Below are 21338 nucleotides of genomic sequence, written 5' to 3'. Positions count from 1 at the left end.
GCCAGGTGCCGCTCGGGCGGGGGCCGATCAGGGGCCGATGCCCGTCGGTCAGAGGTCGAACTCGTGGGGCGGCAGGCCGAGCGCGTAGCACGCCTCGCGGACCACGGCCTGTTCGTCCTTGTCGAAGTCGCCGTCGGCGCCGCCGATGACGATGCCGATCTGGATGACGGCACGCGCCTCGGCGGGCTTCTTCTTCGCCTTGGCGACCTCCTGCATCACGCTCACCTTGCCGAAGTCGAAGTCGGTGGTGAGCCGGTTCAGGTTCTCCTCGAAACGGCGGCGCAGATCGTCGGCGGGGAAGTTCTGCAACACCTCGTTGCCGGCGATGAGCTGGGCCACGCGCTGGCGCTCCGACGGGTCGACGGTGCCGTCCGCGGCGGCGACGAGCGCGCACATGGCCATGCTCGCGTCGCGGAAGGCACCGCTCTTCAGGTCGTTCTTCTTCGCCACGAGCTGGGTCTGCATCGTCGATGCGGACTCCTTGATGCGGTCCCACAGGGCCATGAGAACTCCATACGATCGATAACTTCTACAGCACTGTAGAAGCTACCAGGTGCGGGCTCAGCCCTCCTCACCCTCCTCCTCGCCCTCGAAGAAGTCCCCGACCTCGTCGACGACTTCGGCCGCGACCATGCCGCCGACGACACCGACCGCGAGCCCGGCGGCCCCCGCGGCGACGGCGGTGCCGACGCCGGGTCCTGAACCGTGCCCGTGATGGTGCCCGTGCCCGTGCCCGTACGCCGCGTGCGATCCGTATGACGCCCGGTGCTCCAACAATTGCTCGATCCAGCCCTCGACCTCGGCGTTCCAGTCGCGGGTGTCGTGGTGCCCCACGGTGAAGCGGGTGAGCGCGTCGTGGCCCGCGGAGAACGGTCCGCCGCGCTTGTCGGCCTCCAGGACCACCTCCATGCCGGCCGGGCCGGCGAGGAAGGTCACCTCGATCTCGTTCACCTGGTGCGCGAACCGCGGCGAGGGGGTGATCTCGATCTCCTGGTAGAAGGGCAGTTGCTGCCCGGTGCCGCCGATACGGCCGTACTCCAGGTCGGCGGACCGGAAGCCGAACCCGAGCCGGCCGAGGGCCTCCAGAATCGCCTCCTGCACGGGCAGCGGGCCGACGGCCAGCGGGTCGAGGTCGCCCTTGTCCTTCGCGCCCGCCACCGACAGCTCCGTGCGCACGCCGAGGACGACGCCCAGCGCCTGGCCGTACAGCTCGGTGACCGGCGTCTCCCAGGGCAGCGTCACGCTGAACGGCACGGAGCGCTCCTCGCCCCCGGCGAGCCGGAATCCGCCACCGACGGTGAACCGTTCGAAGGCGACGGCGCCTCGCTCTCGCCGTCCTCGTGCTCGGCCTCGACCCGGGCCACCAGTTCCAGGGCGATCGACTCGATCTCGAAGTCGGCGCCGCCGCCTCTGAGATGGACCTGGCCGGTCAGCGCGCCGCCGGGCAGCGCGGGCCCGGGGTCGAGGACCGTGTCCACCGTGGGGCCGCCCACACCGAGCGAGCCGAGCAGTCGTTTGAACACCATCGTGGCGTTCACTCCTTCACGTGCGTACGTGCGTGTCCGTTGGGAACAACCGGGGATCCGCGGCCGTTCTCTACAAGCGAGTAGAAGAATAGGATGGCCGGACCCGCCGGAGCCGGTGTCACGACGCCCGCCGCGGGAAAGTCCGAAAAGGGCCGTCGGTTCGGCTCCGGAAAGGCCGTCGGTTCGGCGCGGTGGGTCCGGCCGCCGAGCGGGCATCCGCCCGACCGCCGACGAGTGGTCCGCCCGCCCTGAGACAGACCCCGAAGAGAGAAGGAGACACGAGCCCGCGATGGGTGAGCCTCCCAGTACCAGCCGTGCCGATTCCCGCCCGCACGAGGGAAGGGGGGTGGCACGGTGACCGAGGTCCTGCTGCTCCTGACGGCCCTCCTCCTCACGCTGGCCTGCGCGCTGTTCGTCGCGGCCGAGTTCTCGCTGACCACCGTCGAGCGCGGCGAACTGGAGCGTGCCGCGGCGGCGGGCGAGCGGGGCGCCGAGGGCGCGCTGCGGGCCGTCCGCCGACTGACCCTCCAGCTCTCCGGCGCCCAACTGGGCATCACCGTCACCTCGCTGGTGATCGGCATGCTCGCCGAGCCGTCCCTCGCCGCGCTGCTGCGGGGCCCGTTGGAGGCGACCGGCCTGGGCGGTGCCGCCTCGACGGTGGCGACCGTGCTGGGCGTGGCGCTCTCCACCGTGGTGCTGATGGTCGTCGGTGAACTGGTGCCGAAGAACTGGGCGATCTCCCGCCCGCTGGCCGTCGCCAAGGTGGTCGCAGGACCGCAGCGCGGCTTCACGGCCGCCTTCGGCCCGTTCATCCGCCATCTGAACGACACCGCGAACCGTTTCGTGCGCCGCTTCGGCCTGGAGCCCGCCGAGGAGCTCGACTCCGTGCGCAGCCCCGAGGAACTCGTCGCGCTGGCCCGGCACTCGGCGGCCCGGGGAGCCCTGGAGCCGGACTCCGCCGAGCTGTTCGTACGCACCCTGCACCTGGGCGAGCTGACGGCGCAGAACGTGATGACGCCGCGGGTCGACGTACAGGCACTCGAGGCGCACGCGACGGCCGCAGACGCGGCGAACCTGACGTACGCCACCGGCCTGTCCCGCTTCCCTGTCTACCGCGACAGCCTCGACGAGGTCATCGGCACCGTCCACATCCGCGACGTCCTGGCCCTGGACCCCGAACGGCGCCCGACCACCCCGGTCACCGAACTGGCCACCGAACCCCTGCTGGTGCCCGACTCCCTCACCGCCGACCGGCTGCTGGAGCGCCTGCGGGCCGGCCGCACCATGGCCGTCGTCATCGACGAGTACGGCGGTACGGCCGGCGTGGCCACGATGGAGGACATCGTCGAGGAGGTCGTCGGCGAGGTCCGCGACGAGCACGACCCGGTCGAGGCCCCCGACCTCCAGTCCGCCCCGGCGACCCGGGACGGGCAGGCGGTGTGGGAGGCGGACGGCGGCGTACGCCTGGACGAACTCGCCGGCATAGGCCTTGCCGCGCCGAAGGGGCCGTACGAGACCCTCGCCGGCCTGATCGCCACCCGCCTGGCCCGGATCCCCGCCAAGGGGGACGTGCTCGATCTGGACGGCTGGAAGCTGGACGTCGTCGACGTGGACCACCACCGGGCCGACCGCATCCGCATCACGCGGCCGGCCTCCAGCCCTGTTTCCGCCCCTACCTCTGCCCCTGCCCCCGCCCCCGCTCCTGCGGCGCGACTCACGGAGGACGCCCGATGACCGCGCTGCAACTGGCCATCGGCGCCCTGACGCTGCTGACCAACGCCTTCTTCGTGGGCGCCGAGTTCGCCTTGATCTCCGTGCGCCGCAGCCAGGTCGAGCCGCGTGCGAAGGACGGGAACAAGCGGGCGCGGATGACCCTGTGGGCCCTGGAACACCTCTCCGCGATGATGGCCACGGCCCAGCTCGGCATCACCGTCTCCTCGCTGGTGCTGGGCGCGGTGGCGGAACCGGCCATCGCGCATCTGCTGGAGCCGCCGTTCGAGGCGGCCCACGTCCCGCACGCCCTGGTCCACCCGATCGCGTTCGTGATCGCGCTGACCGTGGCGACGTATCTGCACATGCTCATCGGCGAGATGGTGCCGAAGAACATCGCGCTGGCCGCCCCCGTCCCCACCGCCCTGCTGCTCGGCCCGCCCCTGGTGGCCCTCACCCGGGCGCTGCGGCCGTTCGTCTTCGGCATCAACGCCTTCGCCAACACCCTGCTGAGGCTGCTGCGCGTCGAGCCGAAGGACGAGGTCGAGGCCGTCTTCACCGACGACCAGCTCGCCCGCATGGTCGTCGAGGCGGGCGAGGCCGGACTGCTCACCCCGGCCGACGGCGAACGCCTGCGCGACGCCCTGGAGTTGGGCACCCGCCCGGTGGGCGAGATCCTCGTCCCCGCGCGGCGGATGCGGACCGTGGACGCCTCGGTCACGCCGGCCCGACTGGAGCGGGTCGCGGCCGAGGCGGGCTACTCCCGCTTCCCGGTCACCGCCGCCGACGGCACCGTCCTCGGCTACCTGCACATCAAGGACACCCTCGGTACGACCGACCGGGACCGCCCGTTCCCGCCGGCCGCCCTGCACCCGGTCACCCGGGTCCGCATCGACACACCGCTGGACGACACCCTGACGGCCCTGCGGGCCGAGGGCAGCCATCTCGCCGCCGTCCTCGGGGAGGGCGGCAAGGTGATCGGTTTCGTGACGATGGAGGACGTTCTGTCCGAACTGGTGGGGCCGGCTCAGACGGCAGCGTGACGTGAGGGCGGGCCCTTGCGGGGATTGCCTGCGGGGGTTGAGCGAGGGCTCGCCGATGTGTTTAGGGTGCAGGCGATGCTGCTCCCCCCTCGCGCCACACCGGTAACAGACGCCACTGCCGCACCGGACGGACGACAGGAATCGCTGCCGTCCGCGGAGGCGGGGGCGAGACGGGTTCCGGCGGGGCCGGGGTCGGCGGGGCCGGGATCGACGGGTACGACACCGGCGGAACCGGAACCGGAACCGGGACCGGGACCGGCGGGTACGGCACTGGTGGGACCGGGACCGGGACCGGCGCTGCGGGACCCCTTCCTCGACAACGCCAAGTACCTGGCGATCGTCCTGGTCGCGGTCGGCCACGCCTGGGAACCCCTGCGCGAGGGCAGCAGGACGACCACCGCCCTGTACATGCTCGTGTACGCCTTCCACATGCCGGTGTTCGCCGTGATCGCGGGCCATTTATCGCGCGACTTCGAGGCGACCGGGAGGAGACTCCGCGGCCTGCTCAAGCGCACGGTGATTCCCTACGTGGTCTTCGAGACGGCGTACACCTTCTTCACCCGCTGGACCAGCGAGGACCCCGACCGCCCGGTCACCCTCCTCGACCCGCTCTACCTGACCTGGTTCCTGGCGGCCCTGTTCATCTGGCGCCTGACGTCACCGATCTGGAGGACGGTGCGCCGGCCGCTGCCTCTGGCCCTGACCATCGCCGCCCTGGCGACGCTCTCACCGTCCATCGGGAGCGACCTCGACCTCCAGCGGGTCGCACAGTTCCTGCCGTACTTCGTGCTGGGCCTGTGCCTGAAGCCCGAGCACCTCCGGCTGGTGCACCGGCGCGAGGTCCGCCTCCTGGCCGCGCCGGTCTTCGCCTGCGCGCTGGTGCTGGCGTACTGGGCGGCGCCGAGGATGAACTACGCCTGGTTCTTCCACAACGACAGCGCGACCGCCCTGGGCGCACCCGCCTGGTCCGGCCCGGTCATGACCCTGGCGACATTCGGCTGCTCGGTGGTGCTGGCCGCCGCCTTCCTTGCCTGGGTGCCCGGCCACCGCACCTGGTTCACCACCCTGGGCACGGCCACACTCTGCGGCTACCTCCTCCACGGCTTCCTCGCCCAGACAGCCGAGTACGCCGACTGGTACGCCCCCGCCTGGCTCCACCACCCGACGGGCGAACTGACGGTCACCCTGATCGCCGCCGCGCTCATGACGGCACTGTGCACGCCTCCCGTGCAACGCACGTTCCGCTGCGTGCTGGAGCCGAGGATCCGGTGACCGCGAATTAACCCTGTGGTGAACCGTTGGCCGGCGCCGTACGCTCCCCCTGATCATCTGATGGTCAATCATCCAAGGAATCCCCGGGGGGACATTCATGCGCACAACCGGGCGCTTCGCCCTGCTCGGCGCCGGCCTCACGCTGGTCGCCGGCGTGGTCGGTACCACCGCCGCCCAGGCGGCCGACGGCGGCGTGGGCGACATCACGATCGACAAGGTCGTCGTCAACGGCGGCAAGCCGGTCGTGGTCGGTACCACCAAGGTGGTGTCCGCCAAAGTCTCCGTGACCGCGTCGGACGACTCGGGCATCGCCGAGACGACCTACTTCAGCGCCTTCGGCCCGACGCCGAACTTCGCGCAGATCTGGGCGGACGACGGCGACATCACGTGTGTCGAGGTGAGCGCGACCACGTCGACCTGCTCGGGCACGCTGACGTTCGACCCGCAGGCGTCGACCGGTTTCGTCGACAACAACGCGGCAGCCACCTGGGACCTGGGCACGCTGGTCTCCGCCCACGACTCCGACTTCATCCACCGGGACGCGGCCACCACGTTCAAGGTGCAGCGCGCCTCGCAGCTCACGGTCAACGCCTCGCCGGAGCCCGTGAAGAAGGGCAAGACCATCACGGTCACCGGCAAGCTCTCCCGGGCCAACTGGGAGGACAACAAGTACCACGGCTACACGAACCAGTCGGTGAAGCTGCAGTTCCGTAAGAAGGGCAGCAACACCTACACCACGGTGAAGACGATCAAGTCGGACTCGACGGGCAACCTCAAGACCACCGTCACCGCCTCCACCGACGGCTACTTCCGCTACAGCTTCGCCGGCACGGCGACAACTCCGGCGGTCAACGCGACGGGCGACTTCGTGGACGTCCAGTAACCACGCACGGGGATCGCCGGCAAGCCGGCCGGCGTCCTTGCCCGTGTTCGGAGCTCTGGCCAAAAATGATCTTGTTGTGATCGTTTCGCTGAGTTTGGCTTGGGCTCGCTAGCCAGATGAAGGATTGGAAGACATGCGCCTGTCCCTGAAAGCCTCTGCCGTCGCCGTGTCCGCACTTGGGGTGATCGGTGCCGCGGTCGGCCCCGTCAGCGCCGCACCTGCGACCGCCGCAGCAGAGAAGGCCTCCGCGGCCGCGGTGAGCTGCTACGCCCACAACCGCTCCGGATCGACCTTGAATGTCCGAGGCGGAGCCGGCACCAGGTACGCGGTCGTGGGGACGATCGCCGCCGGCGGACGGGTGCCCTGCGGAAGCCTCGGAGAGGGCGACGTGGAGGGCCAGAGGTACACGGCATGCGGCGGCACGTCCAACTACTGGAAGACCGTCCGCATCAACGGCCGTGACGGCTGGGTCGCAGCAGAATGCGTGGCGCTGGGCGCCTCCTGACGGCATGGTGCGGTGCCGTTCACAACCTATTTGCGGGTGAACGAGCGAGGGCCATTCACGATCACGTGAATGGCCCTTCGGCTCGTTGTCGGCCTGCGCCGGGAATGCGCGGCTGATGGGCTGGGAGCCGGCGCACCCTTGATGACCGGAGGCTCACCCTGGGCGTCCCTGAACAAGGTCAGGTTACGTCGACGTAGTCGCCGGCGGCCGTGGCTGCGGGGGTGGTGGAGGTGCCGGCGAAGGTGAAGCGGTAGTAGCCGTCGGCGGTGGCCGTGACGGTGCTGCTCAGCCTGCCGGTGCTGCTGGCGGTGATGGTCCTGACCGTCGTGTAGGTGCTTGAGTTCTTGGGCCGGTACTGCAGTTTGACGCTCTGGCCGCTGTAGCCGGCCCATGTGTGGTTGTTCCAGTTCGCGCGGGTGAGCACCCCGGTGACCGTGATCTTCTTGCCCTTCTTGACGGGCTCGGGCGAGGCATTCACGGTGACGAACGCATGGGCCACATCGACGGCTCGGTCTCGGCGCGCTACGCCCATGTCACCCCTGCCATGCGCAAGCGCCTCATGGGCCGTACAGCAACTCAGACCCGGTGCCTCCTCGGCACCGGGCCTAGAGCGCTGGAGCCGTGGACGTCCTCGTGACCGCAGGCGCGGAAGAAGCAGGAAACCCACGTTGCTGCACTACGACCGCGACTTCGAAAGTACTGCTCGCACCACTGGCACCCGGTCCGAATAGTCGAACTCAAGTAGCAGGTCGGCCCCTTGCGATCCACCGGCATCGCCTCCGTTGCGCATCCGCGCCCTCGATCAACCCGGGCAACCCCGGCGGCCCGCTACTGGACGCAGGGGTTGGACGGGAGCGACCGTCGGCGGTGCCAGTCAGCTCGTGCGAACGGCGGGCTTCTGAACGGGCCAGGAGGTGATGGTCTTGCGGTCCCCGCAGTCCTCACGGGTCCCGCCCTTGCAGATGAAAATGGAGCCGGTGGTAGTTGGCCTGGTTGTCATGCGGAAGTCGATCGAGGTCGAGCCGCGGCCGCACTGGGTGGCGTGCTCGACGGTGGGGCCGGGCACGAAGTCATCGGTGAACCGGAACCACACGGAGTAGCAGCCGTCCCCAGTGTTCGTCAGCTCGCCTTTGACCACCAATGTGGAGTTCAGAGGACCCTTTTCGATCGCGCGGGTTCCCTGAGCGGTGGCGGTTCTGTGAGCGACGTCCCACGGCACGCCTGCGGCGGATGAGGGTGCGCCGGAGATCAGGACGGCGCTGGTGGAGGCCAGAGCCACGGCGACGGCTTTGAACATGTGTGACGGCATGGTGCCGTTCCTTTCGTCAGGCGGGGGAAGGTTCCTTGATGGGCTCGTCGCGCACAGGCTCTGGCGTCCGAGTCCGTCGGGACAGAGCGCGGAGGACGCGTCCCAGGTCGGGGTCGTGGCCGAGGGGCGCAAGCAGGAGCAGAAGGCCGGCCCACATGGCGAAGGCGAAGCTCCACAGGCCCATGACGACCGCGATGGAGAGGTGGAAGAGGACACCGGCGGCCAGCAGGATCCAACGCACTTTCTGGGGCATCAGGAGCGCGGCAGCCAGGGCGATCTCGAGGACGAGCGGTCCCCAGGTCATCGCGGCCACGCCCGCGGGGGTGTGGACGACGGCGTTGACCATGGGCCGCAGCCAACCGGGGGCGCCGAAGTCGTAGTTGTTGACCCAGTAGTACAGGGCGGTTCCGTCGGCCCATTCGGCGTGGGGAAGTTTGGCCACGCATGACTGGAAGTACAGGACGGCCATCTGGAGCCGAGCCACGACGACCGCGCTGACGCCGAGCAGCGCCAGCACGCCGCGCCCTTGGGATTCGGGGTCTTGAGCCGGGCGGTGCTGCCAGTGCCAGCGGCGTGAGTCGCCCACGGCAACGATGGCGATCAGCAGGGTGAGTACCCAGGTGATCTGGTCACCGCCGTCGGGGATCGAGATGCCGGTGAAGACGCTGAAGGCCACGTAGGCATGCGGGATGGCGGTGAAGCGTGGCCGCCATCCGCTGGCCACGACGACGAGAACGAGACAGCACAGCCAGCGCACGGTGTCGTAGTGGTCGGGTTCCACCAGGCAGAAGGCGCCACCGGCCGTGACACCCCGGCACAGCGGATACTGGCCGACGGTGGCCACCTCCCGGAAGAGGGTGGCAGCGTCACTGAACGCCAGGGTGCCGAGGGTGCCGAGGGCCAGCAGCGTACGGGCCAAGCCGTAGCCGGAGGCCCACGGTATGGGGATGGTGCGCCGACGCATCAGCACGTCACCTCCAGCACCATGACGCCTTCGGGGCTGTGGGCCTCGGGCATGAGGTCACGCCACGCCCACGGAGTGGGGCGTTCCTGCAGCAGGCCGATGGTTCCGCACAGAGTAGGGTCCGGCGAGCGGTTTTCGATGTGCCGCGCGGGTGCGCCGAAGCTCTTCAGACAGCGTTGTCTGTCGTCGGAGCACTTGCGCCAGTCGTCCTTCTGCGCGGCGGAAAGCAGCATCGCGATCTCGACGCCCTGAGCGCGCGATTCGCGATCGAGGCCGAAAGCGTTCCGCGGTGAGGCATGGGGAGCCAGTGAAAGCGGCTGCCAGTCCCCTGGAGCCTTCTTGAAAGGAATGACTTCGAGATCCCGCGGTGACTTGGTGAAGAATGCCCAGCCCTGGGGAGCCAGGTTCACGACCGTATATTTAGCCTTTTCCTGGGCGGGCAGTGAAATGACGTTCTTCGGTAGATGTTCCTGGACCGCGTACGCGATGACGATGGCCCACACAGCGCAAACAGCGGCCATCATTTTCAATGAAACGGAAATAGAGTCTTCCCCGCTTCGCGTAAAAGCGTCGTAGAAGCGGCGGAGTCTGGTTTTCATGTGGTGAGTCCCCTGCCCCCGTGGGGCGCCGTCGTGTAAGGCCGGACCAAGGGGCGGGGAGTCTGCAGCCTCCCCGCCCCTTGGTCACTAGGCGGCCTTCAGCGCCTTCGTGACCTGCGCAACGGCCTCGTCCTTCGACAGCGGAGTCTCGTCACCGCTGGTCGGCTTCGCGCTCCAGAACCAGTTCTTGCCCTTGACGAAGTTGGCGCCCACCGCGACGGTGACCGTCACGACGGCACCGGCGGCGGTCACCACGGCCGCGACGTGGACGACCGCGGCACCCACCGCCACGGTGACGCCGCAGCGCTGCCCCTTCTCAACGGGAGTGGCGGACGTGTCCGTCTTGGCCACCCTCAGGAGCATGTCCTGAGCACCGGTGACAGCCTTCTCCACCTGGCGCGGGTCACCGCTACGGGACTTCCGGCTGAGGTCCGCGAAGAAGCCGGGCGACCGCTTGTTGATCAGTTCGATCACCGCATCGGACGCGCGGATCTCGTCGGGCGAGTCGTTGCCGATGTGCTGGCGTGCCTCCGAGAAGAGCTCCAGCTCGGCCAGGTCCTTACCAGCCTTGCCCTGCCCGAAGAACAGGCCGCGGAAGACGTTCTCACCGTCAGTCTTGGCCGAGGTGGCAGGCGCGACGGCCGCCGACTTGGCGGACGTGCTGCTGGTGTCCGCGATCGCCGTCGGTGCTGCAGCCACACAAAGAGCCGCCGCAGTAACGCCGGCGACAGCCAGAATACCGCGCTGCTTGATATTCAATTCGATCCCCTCGATTCTACAGAACACTCCGAGGGGTGATAGGCGTGTGGTCAGCACGCTCCCCCCGGCGCGTTATGACGTCGAAGATCATTACACGTAAAAACGGGGAAGTCGAATGAAAGTGGCCGACGTCACACGAGGTAAATGGGCCCCGCCTATTGGGCTCCAGTAGTTGAATCCATGCCCATTATTTGAAATCTTTACGGAATTTGGATGGCGGCCTATCGGTTTCTGCCGGAGTCGGCCCTGGACCGCGCACGGGGGAAACGCGGGCCAGGACCGACTTCTCACCTTGGGCTGTTTGCGCCCAAGGAGTTCAGGAGTGCGGCGCCCCGTTCGGCGTCGTCGACACTTACGGCGAAGTCCTTGCCGTTGGTGTTGATGACGAGGCACTCGCCGCGCCGCAGCATCACGGTGGTGCCCATCCCGCTCAGCCGGTAGCCCCAGCCGCCCACCTGCGCCGGTGTGCGCTGCTCAACGCGGGCCGACTCGATGTCCCGGACAGCCCAGCGACGCGCTGGCCAACCGAATGGCCCGAAGGACACTTTCAGTCCCTCCTCGCTGACCCGTGCCTGCACGGTGGCACAGCCGAGGACCAGAACCGAGGCGAGCGCGAACGGTGCCATCATGATCAGCGCTGGAAGCGGGCTCACCAACCCCCCGACGGCTGTCGCGACGGCGGCCAGGGCTACAAGCCCCGTGACAGCAGACGTCATATGAAGCCACGGGTTGGACGTACCGGAAAGCCACACCAGCCGCTGACCCTCGGGGATCTCCATGCTCGGGCCGTCCGCTGGCCGGCCTTGTGTCCCGGGTCCCCGACGGGTCGCGAGCCAGGCGACCACGCCTGCTGTGGCCGCCACCACGACGGTCGTCACGACCCAGCCCGTCACCGAACCAGCGTCGCGCCAGTCGGCCCGGTCCAGGTTCGCCCGTACGACCGACGCCTGCCCGCCAACCAGAAAGAGCCCTCCGGCCAGCAAGCTGACACCGGCCCATCCGCGTATCGCTGTTCCGGGTTCCCGGCCCGTTCGCCGCAACCCGAGCGTCACGCCCAGAGCCAGCACCGTCCAGATCAGCGCTGGAAAGAATGCCGCCGCCCACAGCGGCATGGAGTTGTCGGGCTCCCCCGATCCGCTCCAGTGCGTCGCCAGTCTCTCCGGCAGTCGTCCGCTCGTGGCCAGCGGCATGCCTACCAGCAACAGCAGAACTCCCGCGCACCAGCCGACAACACCCCACGTAGTTCCGCTCCCGCGGCCCGTGCGCTTCTTCACGGAATCCCCCTGATCATCTCGATGAGGTCGGTCTTGCTGTAACCGAGGCGCGTCGCATCGGCCACCAGATCGCTTACGCGTTCCAGCAGTACGGAGCGCTGGTCCGCCCCGTCGGCCACCGTCACGCCCCGGCCGCGCCGGAACTCCAGCACACCCTCGTCACGCAGTGCCCGGAGGCTGCGCAACACAGTGTTGGCATTGACGCCCAGCGCCTCGGCAAGGTCGCGCGCCGGAGGCAGCCGGTCCCCCGGACCGCATTCACCTTCGGCGATGGCGTGGCGGATCGCGCTCGCCACCTGCTCGTGCAGCGGGCGACTGTCCGCAGCATTCAGTCTCAGCAGCATGATGCTACTGACGATAGCACCATTCAATTCATTTGTGGGTGGCGAGGCGCCGGGGATGCCGGCTGAGGTCGAGACTCGGATGCAGAGTGAGGCAGTCCCGAGGGGGATCGCTTCTCGGGGTCCTCCGGTTCATGGCTGCCCGTGTCTGGCGCCAGGTAGCGGGCGCGGGTCCAGCGACCCCCAGGGTGAGGCTGGATAGGGCCCAAGCTCCATCGTGACGGTCGCGGTGACGAGGCGTTCCTGCTTCTGCGCCGAGCTGGAGGCACCGGCCGACCCGCAAGATGTGAGCCGCCGGGGAGCCGGATTCCGAACTCGGCTCCCACATGGCTCCCGAAACGGCTCCTACAACCAATCAGGGGCCCGACCCGCTAAGCGGATCAGGCCCCTGACCTGGTGTTTCACTGTCGGGGTGGCGGGATTTGAACCCACGACCTCTTCGTCCCGAACGAAGCGCGCTGCCAAGCTGCGCTACACCCCGATGTCGCTGCTTGTCGCGGCGACGACGTTTACTTTAGCCCACTGGTGGCTGGAGACGAAATCCGGTTTTGGCGCGGTGGTGGGCGCGATGGCGGATGGGGTTCGGGCGGGCGTGGTCGAGGGCCACGAGGAGGATGGCCAGGGCGTAGATGGCCAGGCCGATGAGGAGGGCGTTGCCGAGGACGCTCTTGTAGCCGTGCCGGGCCACGTCGAGGAACGGGTAGAGGTAGCGGGCCGGCGTGCCGGGGACGAGGAGCTCGCCTCGGGCGAAGGTGAAGGCCAGGTAGGTGAGGGGGTAGAGGAGCCACGTCGCGGCCTGGCGCAGGTGTAGCTGGGCGGTGGGTGTCAGGAGCAGCCAGTCCAGCAGGGCGGCGATCGGGATCGCCGTGTGCAGGACCTGGTTGGTGATCGCGTGCCAGCCCGTGGGGGCGGTGGCCGTGCCCGTGAGGACGCCGGGCAGCGCGTACGGGCTCGAACCGTCGGCCAGCAGCAGGTGGTAGACGAGGCCCGTCACCAGGGTGTAGAGCAGCGTGGCGCCCGTCAGGGACGAGGGGAGCGGGCGGCGGGCGGTCCAGGCGCGGCGGGCCGAGGCGAGGAAGACCAGCGCCAGCAGGATGTTGCTCTGGATCGCGAAGTGGCTCAAGGTGCGCAAAGGGCTGCCGAGGCGCAGCTCGACGGTCACCGCCGCGGCCGCGGACAGGGCCACCAGAAGGCGGAACACTGCGGCCGGGCGCCGGGGTACCGGGGCCCGTACAGCCGTGGCGGGGACGTGGGACGGCATCAGTACGGGCATGCCCGGTATCGCGGGGAGGTCCGGGATGTCCCTGGGTATCGGGGCGGTCATGGCCTCACGCTAAGCAGCGTGGGCGAAATGGGCGATATGGGTGGGCCGGGTGGGTTACTGGGTGATTGAGTGGGTGCCGGGGGTCTGTGCCGGTGGTCCCGTGCGGGTGACTGCGCCCACGACTGCCGCCCGACGAATGCCGGCAGCCGGCTGACAGCAGCCAGCAGCCTGCAGCCAGCAGCCGTCGGGCGACGACTCGCCGTCTCCTATTCCCGGCCGACCGACGTCAGCTACTCCCGCCCCACCAACGTCAGCAACGTCGCCTCCGGTGGGCAAGCAAAGCGGAACGGCGTGTAGCGGTTGGTGCCGCAGCCTGCGGAGACGTGGAGGAAGGATGTACGGCCCTCCGCCGTGTGCGTGGACAGGCCCCTCGCCCGGTCCGTGTCCAGGTCGCAGTTGGTGACCAGGGCGCCGTAGAAGGGGACGCGGAGCTGGCCGCCGTGGGTGTGGCCGGCCAGGACCAAGGGGTAGTCGTCCGCCGTGTACGAGTCGAGGACGCGCAGGTACGGCGCGTGCACCACGCCCATCGAGAAGTCGGCGGCGCCCGACGGACCGCCGGCCACCCGCTCGTAGCGGTCCCGCTTGATGTGCGGGTCGTCCAGGCCCGTCAGCTCCACCGACACGCCCTCGACCTTGAGCATGCCGCGGGTGTTCGTCAGGTTCAGCCAGCCCGCGGCGTCGAAGCCGTCGCGCAGGCCCTCCCACGGGTTGTGGATCACGCCGACGGCGGGCGCGTTTCCGTTCAGACCGTGCCTGCCCTGGGCCTTCTCCAGCAGGTAGAGCGCGGGGTTGCGCAGCTTGGGGCCGTAGTAGTCGTTCGAGCCGAAGACGTACGCGCCCGGGAACTCCATCAGCGGGCCCAGCGCGTCCAGCACCTCCGGCACGCCCTCGGGGTCCGACAGGTTGTCGCCCGTGTTGATCACGAAGTCGGGGCGCAGGCCCGCCAGCGAGTGCAGCCAGCGCTGCTTCTTGCGCTGGCCGCCGACCATGTGGATGTCGGAGACCTGGAGCACCCGCAGCGGCCGCATTCCGGCCGGCAGGACGGGGATCGTCACCCGTCGCAGGCGGAAGGAACGGGCCTCGAAACCCGCCGAGTACAGCAGACCGGCGGCACCAACCGCCGTGATTCCCAGGGGTACTCCGTATCGCGCGCGCATACGACCATCGTGTCAGACCGGCGAAGCCCTCCGTGCCCGGCGGCCTCCGGTACGGCGTCCCCGCGCAGGCCCCTTGAAATCAACGGGCGTTCCCCGCACCACACCTGCGACAATCGACGCCATGACCACGCTCAAGTCGAAGCTTCAGGAAGACCTCAACGCCGCGATCAAGGGGCGCGACGAGCTGCGCTCCTCGACGCTCCGGCTGACGCTCGCCGCGATCACCAAGGAGGAGGTCGCGGGCAAGGAGAAGCGCGAGCTCTCCGACGACGAGGTGCAGAAGGTGATCACCCGCGAGGCGAAGAAGCGCCGTGAGGCGGCCGAGGCGTTCGCGCAGGGCGGTCGCGCCGAGCAGGCCGAGCGGGAGAAGGCCGAGGGCGAGGTGCTCGCCGCGTACCTGCCGAAGCAGCTCAGCGAGGACGAGCTGAACGAGATCGTCGCCCAGGCCGTCGAGGAGGCCAAGGCGGCCGGTGCCGAGGGCCCGCGGGCCATGGGTGCCGTCATGAAGATCGTGAACCCGAAGGTCGCCGGACAGGCCGAGGGCGGCCGGGTGGCCGCGGCGGTCAAGAAGCTCCTCGCGGGCTGACCCCCGCCACCGGCGGTCAAGAAGCTGTTCGCGGGCTGGCCCCGCCGCCGGCGGTCAAGAAGCTGCTCGCGGGCTGGCCCCGCCGCCGGCGGTCAAGAAGCTGCTCGCGGGCTGCCGCGCCCCGGCAAGGCCGGGCTGGCCCCCGCCCCAGGCGATACGGGCTGCCCCTCGCCCCCCGGCGATTCCGCGCTGACGCCCGGCCACCCGGCCAACCAACCGGCAGCGCATACGCCGACGGCCCCTACCCCCCGTGTCGAGGAGGTAGGGGCCGTCGCCGTACTCAGGCGGTCGCAGAATCCTGCCGCCGTCCGGGCGCCCGCCTCAGTCGCGCCCGCCGTTCCCGTTCCCGTTCGTCTGGCCCTGCCACCAGCCCTCGGGGATCGAGAAGGTCGGCGTCGGCTCCGTGCCCCCGTCGGTGCCACCGTTGCCGCCGTTGCCGCCGCCGTTGTCCCCGCCGCCGATCAGGCCGCCGATGAGGTTGTCGTCGCCGTTGCCGTTGTCGTCGTTCCCCCGGCCCTTGTCGCGGTCGCGATCGCGGTCGCGGTCCTCGTCCGGGATGTGGATGGTGTTGAACTCGTCGACGGGCTTGCCCTCGAGGGCGCCGACCATCGCGTCGCGCCAGATCGGGCCCGGCACCCGGCCGCCGTAGACGAGGTCGTGGTACTCGCCGCCGATGTAGATGTTGCGCATCTTGACCTTCTGGGTGGCGCTGCCGACCCAGACGGCGCCCGAGAGGTTCGGGGTGTAGCCGACGAACCAGGCGTTGCGGCGCTCGTCCGTCGTACCCGTCTTACCGGCGCTGTCGCGGTCGGTGAGACCGGCCTCCTTACCCGTACCGGAGTCGACCACGCCCTGGAGCAGGCTGTTGACGGTGTCCGCGGTCTGCTCTGACATCGCGCGCGAGCAGGTCGACTTCGGCACCTCGAGGGACTTTTGCTGGCCGCCGACCTTCTGCGAGATCGACTCGATGGCGATCGGCGTGCAGTACATGCCGCGGGAGGCGAAGGCGGCGTACGCGCTCGCCATCGTCAGCGGGGACAGGCCGACGGAGCCGAGGGCGATGGCCGGGCGCTCGGGGAGCTTGTCGCCGTTGCCCTGGCGGACCTGGAGCTTGTCGGTGATGTTGACCACCGGGCACAGACCGATGTCGGCGATCATCTGCACGAAGTACGTGTTGACCGAAAGCTCCATCGCCTTCTTCAGGCGGTAGGGGCCGTGCTCCGACTCGCTCTCGTTCTCCAGCTTCTCGTTGTTCCGGTTGGTCCAGGGCGCGCTCTCGCACGTCTGGACCGGGCTCGGGTACTCCATCTGGTACGGCGACGAGTACTCCTGCGTCGGCGGCCGGCCCTCCTCCAGCGCGGCCGCGGCGACGAACGGCTTGAACGTCGAACCGGTCGGGAAGCCGTAGTTGGAGCCGCCGTACTTCGCGTCGACCGAGTAGTTGTACTCGGTCTCGTTCTTGCCGTAGCCGAACGGCTTCGACTGGCCCATGCCGAGGATCTTGCCGGTGCCGGGCTCGACGAGGGTGGTCGCGGCGGCGACCTTGTCGTCCTGGTTGACGTGGTCCTTGAGCGAGGCCTGGACCGACCTCTGGGACTGCGGGTCCAGGGTCGTCGTGATGGTCAGGCCGCCCTGGTTCCAGATCTTGGCGCGGGCCTCGCGGTTCTTGCCGAAGACCGGTTCGCTCAGGAAGACCTTCTCGACGTACTTGCAGAAGAAGCTGGCGCCCCGGACCGCGGTGATGCAGCCGTTCTTGGGCTTGCTGACCTTCAGCCCCAGCGGCGTCTCCTTGGCCTTGTCCGCCTCCGCCTGGGAGATGTCGCCCATGTCGGCCATGCGCTGGAGGACGGTGTTGCGCCGCTTGGTGGCCTCGGCCTCGTCGTTGATGGGGTCGTAGCGGCTCGGCGACTGGACGATGCCGGCGAGCAGCGCCGCCTCCTGGACCTTGAGGTCCTTGGCGGACTTGGAGAAGTAGCGCTGGGCGGCGGCCTCGACGCCGTATGCCTGCTGGCCGAAGAACGTGATGTTCAGGTAGTTCTCGAGGATCTTCTTCTTGCCGAGCTCCTCCTCCACCTGGATCGCGTACTTCAGCTCCTTGATCTTGCGGCCGAGTGTCTGCTGGGTGGCCTGCGCGACCTTCGTCGGGTCGTCGCCGGCCTCCTCCACGAAGACGTTCTTCACGTACTGCTGCGTGAGCGTCGACGCGCCCTCGCTGACGCCGCCGCTCTGGGCGTTGCGGTTGAGGGCGCGCAGGACGCCCTTCAGGTCGACCGCGCCGTGCTGGTAGAAGCGGGCGTCCTCGATCGCGACGATCGCCTTCTGCATGTACGGCGAGATGTCCTTGAGGTCGACGACCGTACGGTCACGCGAGTAGACGGTGGCGATCGTGCCGCCCTCGGCGTCCAGGATCGTGGTGCGCTGGCTCAGCGGCGGCGTCTTGAGGTTGGTCGGGAGCTCGTCGAAGCTCTCGACGGACCCCTTGGCCGCGAGTCCCAGGGCGCCTACGGCGGGCAGCGCGATACCGGCCAGCACGGCTCCCGCGAGCACACTGACACCGAGGAACTTGGCGGCCTGCTGCGTCGGCGACAGACCACCGCCCGAGCGGTTCTTTGGCATGGGGGCAGCCTAAACCGTAGACATGAGCGAACCGAGAGCCGATCGCGCGCGAGCCCGGCACGGTGACGTGAGACTTGCCATGCGCGCGCGTGGCGTGCGTGCGCGCACGGCGCGGCAAAGTCGCCGTCGGCCCGCGAGCGGAGCTCGCATGACGGATGCGGCCCATTCGCCGGACAGGCGTGCAGGCCTTGGCCTAAGCTGCTCTCAACTGTCACAGCAGTGCGGCCACGTATCAATACGTCCGGCGACCCCGAATCGTTCTGGCGGTAGCCCACTTTTTTGGTGGGGACGTGTCCGAATCCGCCTTGTGTGTCATTCGGCGTCCGTTGTGACTCAACAGAACTGTCCCGCTTTGCCGGGAAAGTCACGCATGTCGCCAGCTCACTCCCCCGGGTGATCTGCCGCTTACGCATAGTCCGTTCGGGCCATTCAAGATTGGGCCCGAAGGGGGTGTTGCGCTGTGCCCACCTTCCGTAACGTCCTCAACTGGCGGCGGTGAATATGCCGCTGCCGCCGTGGGGGAGCCTCGATTCGGGAGAGGACGGCGCCGGTATGGGCTGGGTAACCGACTGGAGTGCGCAGGCGGCCTGCCGCACTACCGATCCGGATGAACTGTTCGTTCAGGGAGCAGCGCAGAACAGGGCCAAGGCGGTGTGCACCGGATGCCCGGTGCGCACGGAGTGCCTGGCGGACGCGCTGGACAACCGCGTCGAGTTCGGCGTGTGGGGAGGAATGACGGAGCGCGAGCGCCGCGCACTGCTGCGCAGGCGGCCGACGGTCACGTCGTGGCGCCGGCTGCTGGAGACGGCACGCACGGAGTACGAGCGCGGCGCGGGTCTGCTGCCGCTCGACGACGACGAGGTGTACGAGAACTTCGCGGCGGTGGGCTGAGGGGCCACGAGGTCTCCCCGCGGGCGGATCCGGCAGGTCTGCCCTCAGGCCTCGGGATCAGGCAGCTCTGGCCGATGGGCCGCGAGCCGGTTCCCGATGTCCCGCAGCCCCGTGAGGTCATGCACATCGCCGGGCAGCGCGGCCACTTCGGCCACCGCCACCTCGGGGTGGAGCGTGGTGAAGCGGTCACGCGTGCGCTGCTCGCGGGAGAGCATTTGCATGCGCTCGGCGTGGAGCTTCAACAGGCCTGCGGTGAGCTGGTCGACGGACCGCTCCACATGCGGAGCGACGGAGTCCGGGTCGACGGAATCCGGGGCGGCGGTTCGCTCCATGTCCGTGACGGCGGGGGAGCCTGCGGCTGGAGCCGGTGCCTCGGAAGCGGCTGATTCTGAACTGTCGTACGTGTCGGGGGAGTTACGAAGTCCAGCTTTCCCGCCCTCCTGATCCACAATGCGGGGCTCTTCAAGATTTTCCGCGGCGGCGAGCGCCCGCTCGGCCGACAGCCGGTCGGCGCCGCTGCCGTGGACCCGGTTGAGCACCAGACCCGCGAGCGGCATGTCCTCCGCGGCCAGCCGCTCCACGAAGTACGCGGCTTCCCGCAGCGCGTCCCGCTCAGGCGCCGCCACGACCAAGAACGCGGTCCCGGGCGCCTGAAGCAGCTTGTACGTGGCGTCCGCGCGCGTACGGAAACCGCCGAACATCGAGTCCATGGCCGCCACGAAGGTCTGTACGTCCTTCAGCAACTGTCCGCCGAGCAGCTTGCCGAGCGCGCCGGTCATCATCGACATGCCGACGTTCAGGAACTTCATGCCCGCCCGCCCGCCGACCTTCGCCGGGGCCAGCAGGACGCGGATCAGCTTGCCGTCGAGGAACGAGCCGAGCCGCTTGGGGGCGTCCAGGAAGTCCAGCGCGGAGCGGGACGGCGGGGTGTCCACGACGATGAGGTCCCACTCGTCCCTGGCCCGCAACTGGCCCAGCTTCTCCATCGCCATGTACTCCTGCGTGCCCGCGAAGCCCGCCGAGAGCGATTGGTAGAAGGGGTTTCCCAGGATCGCGGCCGCCCGCTCGGGGTCCGCGTGCGCCTCGACGATCTCGTCGAAGGTGCGCTTCATGTCGAGCATCATCGCGTGCAGCTCGCCGTCGCCATCTACGCCCTTCACCCGGCGCGGGGTGTTGTCCAGCGAGTCGATGCCCATCGACTGGGCTAGCCGGCGGGCGGGGTCGATGGTGAGCACGACGACCTTGCGCCCGCGCTCGGCCGCCCGCAGCCCCAGCGCCGCCGCGGTCGTGGTCTTGCCGACGCCGCCCGAGCCGCAGCACACCACGATGCGGGTCTTCGGATCGTCGAGCAGCGGATCGAGGTCGAGCACGCGCGCGGCGGAGAGATGGTGGGGCCGGCGGGCGGCGTCCTGTGCCTGGGCCGGTTCCGGACGACTCATGACATCCCCTGCTTCCGACGTAGCGCGTACAACCGCTGACGTTCCGCGTACGGCTCCCGACTTGTGAACGGACTCATGACAGGTCCTGTTCCCGCAGTTCGCGCGAGAGTGCGTACAGGCCCGCCAGGTCCATACCCTCGGCGAGCAGCGGCAGTTCGTGCACCGGCAGCCCCAACTCGTCGAGGACCGCCCGCTGCTCCTGCTCCAGCGCGTGCCGCTCCGCGTACTCGTCGGCCTGCGCCAGCAGCGGGGTCACCAGCTTCTCGGCGTTCCCGCCGCGCCGTGCACCGCCGAGCCCGGCCGAGGACAGCGACTTGGCGACGGCGGTGCGCGGGACACTGCGTACGAGTTCCAGATCGGCCCCGTCCAACACCTCGGGGCGCACCATGTTCACGATGATCCGCCCGACCGGCAGCCGCGCCGCCCGCAGCTCGGCGATCCCGTCCGCGGTCTCCTGGACGGGCATCTCCTCCAGCAGCGTCACCAGGTGCACGGCCGTCTCCGCCGACTTCAGCACCCGCATCACGGCCTGCGCCTGATTGTGTATCGGCCCGATCCTGGCGAGCCCCGCGACCTCGTCGTTGACGTTCAGGAAGCGGGTGATGCGCCCGGTGGGCGGGGCGTCCATGACGACACAGTCGTAGACGAACCGCCCGGCCTTGTCCTTGCGGCGCACCGCCTCGCACGCCTTGCCGGTCAGCAGGACGTCTCTCAGCCCCGGCGCGACGGTGGTGGCGAAGTCGATCGCGCCGAGCTTCTTCAGCGCCCGGCCCGCGCCGCCCATCTTGTAGAACATCTGGAGGTAGTCCAGAAGGGCCAGTTCGGGGTCTATGGCGAGGGCGTACACCTCCCCGCCCCCGGGAGCGACGGCGATCTTCCGCTCCTCATAAGGCAGCGCCTCCGTCTCGAAGAGCTGCGCGATGCCCTGCCTGCCCTCGACCTCGACGAGAAGCGTCCGCTTCCCCTCGGTCGCGAGGGCGAGCGCGAGCGCGGCGGCGACCGTGGTCTTACCGGTCCCGCCCTTGCCACTGACGACCTGGAGCCTGCTCACGTCTTCGAGCCTAACCAGTCGGTCCGCCAGTCACGCGGCAGCCTGTGGACAACCTGAGGGCGGTCGGCCGCATGGCCGCGTGCGGGCAG

General features: G+C 69.2%; 19 protein-coding genes, 1 tRNA gene and 2 pseudogenes. 7 read left to right on the top strand and 15 right to left on the bottom strand.

What is annotated here, in order from left to right:
• Positions 1-48: 48 nt before the first annotated feature.
• Together ACZ69Q_RS15645 and ACZ69Q_RS15640 are read right to left on the bottom strand one after the other, a co-directional pair.
• Complete coding sequence (locus ACZ69Q_RS15645; protein ID WP_030960098.1) at positions 49-504, bottom strand: tellurite resistance TerB family protein; 456 nt, start codon at positions 502-504, stop codon at positions 49-51.
• A gap of 57 nt (positions 505-561) precedes the next feature.
• A pseudogene (locus tag ACZ69Q_RS15640) lies at positions 562-1526 on the bottom strand (sporulation protein).
• A gap of 354 nt (positions 1527-1880) precedes the next feature.
• On the opposite strand from ACZ69Q_RS15640, the gene ACZ69Q_RS15635 reads away from it, so the two are divergent.
• The 5 genes from ACZ69Q_RS15635 (at position 1881) to ACZ69Q_RS15615 (ending at position 6939) form a co-directional block, all read left to right on the top strand.
• Positions 1881-3260: a hemolysin family protein gene (locus ACZ69Q_RS15635; RefSeq protein ID WP_471041775.1), complete on the top strand. Its 1380-nt coding sequence runs from the start codon at positions 1881-1883 to the stop codon at positions 3258-3260.
• Positions 3257-4279: a hemolysin family protein gene (locus ACZ69Q_RS15630; RefSeq protein WP_471041774.1), complete on the top strand. Its 1023-nt coding sequence runs from the start codon at positions 3257-3259 to the stop codon at positions 4277-4279. Before ACZ69Q_RS15635 ends, ACZ69Q_RS15630 begins: the two co-directional genes overlap by 4 nt.
• 75 nt (positions 4280-4354) lie before the next feature.
• Entirely contained in the window at positions 4355-5551 is a 1197-nt protein-coding gene (locus ACZ69Q_RS15625) for an acyltransferase family protein (protein ID WP_471041772.1), read from the top strand.
• 97 nt (positions 5552-5648) lie between these two features.
• Positions 5649-6434, top strand: coding sequence for a calcium-binding protein (locus tag ACZ69Q_RS15620; protein WP_471041770.1), 786 nt, complete (start codon positions 5649-5651; stop codon positions 6432-6434).
• Positions 6435-6567: 133 nt separating this feature from the next.
• Positions 6568-6939 (top strand): SH3 domain-containing protein, encoded by a 372-nt coding sequence (locus ACZ69Q_RS15615; RefSeq protein ID WP_471041768.1) that lies wholly within the window; start codon positions 6568-6570, stop codon positions 6937-6939.
• A 178-nt stretch (positions 6940-7117) separates the two neighbouring features.
• Here the strand turns inward: ACZ69Q_RS15615 and ACZ69Q_RS15610 are convergent.
• The 10 genes and pseudogenes from ACZ69Q_RS15610 to ACZ69Q_RS15565 form a co-directional block, all read right to left on the bottom strand.
• Positions 7118-7423 (bottom strand): annotated as a pseudogene (locus ACZ69Q_RS15610) (calcium-binding protein); the annotation flags it as partial.
• 390 nt (positions 7424-7813) lie between these two features.
• Positions 7814-8236: a hypothetical protein gene (locus ACZ69Q_RS15605; RefSeq protein WP_471041766.1), complete on the bottom strand. Its 423-nt coding sequence runs from the start codon at positions 8234-8236 to the stop codon at positions 7814-7816.
• A 28-nt stretch (positions 8237-8264) separates the two neighbouring features.
• Positions 8265-9212 (bottom strand): sporulation-delaying protein SdpB family protein, encoded by a 948-nt coding sequence (locus tag ACZ69Q_RS15600; protein WP_471041764.1) that lies wholly within the window; start codon positions 9210-9212, stop codon positions 8265-8267.
• The gene (locus ACZ69Q_RS15595) at positions 9212-9811 is read right to left on the bottom strand and encodes an SdpA family antimicrobial peptide system protein (RefSeq protein WP_471041762.1); all 600 of its coding nucleotides are present in this window, start codon (positions 9809-9811) and stop codon (positions 9212-9214) included. The genes ACZ69Q_RS15600 and ACZ69Q_RS15595 overlap by 1 nt, the downstream gene beginning before the upstream one ends.
• An 87-nt stretch (positions 9812-9898) precedes the next feature.
• Positions 9899-10627, bottom strand: coding sequence for a sporulation delaying protein family toxin (locus tag ACZ69Q_RS15590; RefSeq protein ID WP_471041761.1), 729 nt, complete (start codon positions 10625-10627; stop codon positions 9899-9901).
• A gap of 230 nt (positions 10628-10857) precedes the next feature.
• Positions 10858-11844, bottom strand: coding sequence for a DUF1648 domain-containing protein (locus tag ACZ69Q_RS15585; RefSeq protein WP_471041759.1), 987 nt, complete (start codon positions 11842-11844; stop codon positions 10858-10860).
• Positions 11841-12188 carry a GntR family transcriptional regulator gene (locus tag ACZ69Q_RS15580; protein WP_471041757.1) on the bottom strand — a complete coding sequence of 116 codons (348 nt, stop codon included), beginning with the start codon at positions 12186-12188 and terminating at the stop codon, positions 11841-11843. Before ACZ69Q_RS15580 ends, ACZ69Q_RS15585 begins: the two co-directional genes overlap by 4 nt.
• Before the next feature lie 404 nt (positions 12189-12592).
• Positions 12593-12666 (bottom strand) — tRNA-Pro (locus tag ACZ69Q_RS15575).
• 33 nt (positions 12667-12699) lie between these two features.
• On the bottom strand, positions 12700-13509 hold the full coding sequence (locus ACZ69Q_RS15570) for a Pr6Pr family membrane protein (RefSeq protein ID WP_471041756.1): 810 nt from the start codon (positions 13507-13509) through the stop codon (positions 12700-12702).
• A gap of 230 nt (positions 13510-13739) precedes the next feature.
• Positions 13740-14666 carry a metallophosphoesterase gene (locus tag ACZ69Q_RS15565; protein WP_471041754.1) on the bottom strand — a complete coding sequence of 309 codons (927 nt, stop codon included), beginning with the start codon at positions 14664-14666 and terminating at the stop codon, positions 13740-13742.
• 121 nt (positions 14667-14787) lie between these two features.
• Between ACZ69Q_RS15565 and ACZ69Q_RS15560 the strand changes: the two genes are divergently transcribed.
• On the top strand, positions 14788-15252 hold the full coding sequence (locus tag ACZ69Q_RS15560; RefSeq protein WP_471041753.1) for a GatB/YqeY domain-containing protein: 465 nt from the start codon (positions 14788-14790) through the stop codon (positions 15250-15252).
• A 321-nt stretch (positions 15253-15573) separates the two neighbouring features.
• Here the strand turns inward: ACZ69Q_RS15560 and ACZ69Q_RS15555 are convergent, their stop codons facing one another.
• Positions 15574-17868: a transglycosylase domain-containing protein gene (locus tag ACZ69Q_RS15555; RefSeq protein WP_471041752.1), complete on the bottom strand. Its 2295-nt coding sequence runs from the start codon at positions 17866-17868 to the stop codon at positions 15574-15576.
• Between the two features lie 552 nt (positions 17869-18420).
• Between ACZ69Q_RS15555 and wblA the strand changes: the two genes are divergently transcribed.
• Entirely contained in the window at positions 18421-18759 is a 339-nt protein-coding gene (gene wblA, locus ACZ69Q_RS15550) for a transcriptional regulator WblA (RefSeq protein WP_030943388.1), read from the top strand.
• 44 nt (positions 18760-18803) lie between these two features.
• Here the strand turns inward: wblA and bagB are convergent, their stop codons facing one another.
• Both bagB and bagA read right to left on the bottom strand, forming a co-directional pair.
• Positions 18804-20198: an ATPase BagB gene (gene bagB / locus ACZ69Q_RS15545; protein ID WP_471041749.1), complete on the bottom strand. Its 1395-nt coding sequence runs from the start codon at positions 20196-20198 to the stop codon at positions 18804-18806.
• A 73-nt stretch (positions 20199-20271) separates the two neighbouring features.
• Complete coding sequence (bagA, locus tag ACZ69Q_RS15540) at positions 20272-21249, bottom strand: ATPase BagA (RefSeq protein ID WP_471041748.1); 978 nt, start codon at positions 21247-21249, stop codon at positions 20272-20274.
• Positions 21250-21338 lie beyond the last annotated feature (89 nt).

Source organism: Streptomyces sp. NPDC036764, assembly GCF_055609385.1.
The sequence above is the reverse complement of the archived record's forward strand: the minus strand, read 5'-3'. Positions and strand labels throughout refer to the sequence as shown.

Coding starts and splice junctions, on each gene's coding strand:
- ACZ69Q_RS15560 (WP_471041753.1), top strand. CDS start 14,788: ATGACCACGCTCAAGTCGAAGCTTCAGGAAGACCTCAACGCCGCGATC.
- ACZ69Q_RS15645 (WP_030960098.1), bottom strand. CDS start 504: ATGGCCCTGTGGGACCGCATCAAGGAGTCCGCATCGACGATGCAGACC.
- bagB (WP_471041749.1), bottom strand. CDS start 20,198: ATGAGTCGTCCGGAACCGGCCCAGGCACAGGACGCCGCCCGCCGGCCC.
- ACZ69Q_RS15570 (WP_471041756.1), bottom strand. CDS start 13,509: ATGACCGCCCCGATACCCAGGGACATCCCGGACCTCCCCGCGATACCG.
- ACZ69Q_RS15625 (WP_471041772.1), top strand. CDS start 4,355: ATGCTGCTCCCCCCTCGCGCCACACCGGTAACAGACGCCACTGCCGCA.
- ACZ69Q_RS15600 (WP_471041764.1), bottom strand. CDS start 9,212: ATGCGTCGGCGCACCATCCCCATACCGTGGGCCTCCGGCTACGGCTTG.
- ACZ69Q_RS15565 (WP_471041754.1), bottom strand. CDS start 14,666: ATGCGCGCGCGATACGGAGTACCCCTGGGAATCACGGCGGTTGGTGCC.
- ACZ69Q_RS15580 (WP_471041757.1), bottom strand. CDS start 12,188: ATGCTGCTGAGACTGAATGCTGCGGACAGTCGCCCGCTGCACGAGCAG.
- ACZ69Q_RS15615 (WP_471041768.1), top strand. CDS start 6,568: ATGCGCCTGTCCCTGAAAGCCTCTGCCGTCGCCGTGTCCGCACTTGGG.
- ACZ69Q_RS15555 (WP_471041752.1), bottom strand. CDS start 17,868: ATGCCAAAGAACCGCTCGGGCGGTGGTCTGTCGCCGACGCAGCAGGCC.
- ACZ69Q_RS15620 (WP_471041770.1), top strand. CDS start 5,649: ATGCGCACAACCGGGCGCTTCGCCCTGCTCGGCGCCGGCCTCACGCTG.
- ACZ69Q_RS15595 (WP_471041762.1), bottom strand. CDS start 9,811: ATGAAAACCAGACTCCGCCGCTTCTACGACGCTTTTACGCGAAGCGGG.
- ACZ69Q_RS15630 (WP_471041774.1), top strand. CDS start 3,257: ATGACCGCGCTGCAACTGGCCATCGGCGCCCTGACGCTGCTGACCAAC.
- ACZ69Q_RS15605 (WP_471041766.1), bottom strand. CDS start 8,236: ATGTTCAAAGCCGTCGCCGTGGCTCTGGCCTCCACCAGCGCCGTCCTG.
- wblA (WP_030943388.1), top strand. CDS start 18,421: ATGGGCTGGGTAACCGACTGGAGTGCGCAGGCGGCCTGCCGCACTACC.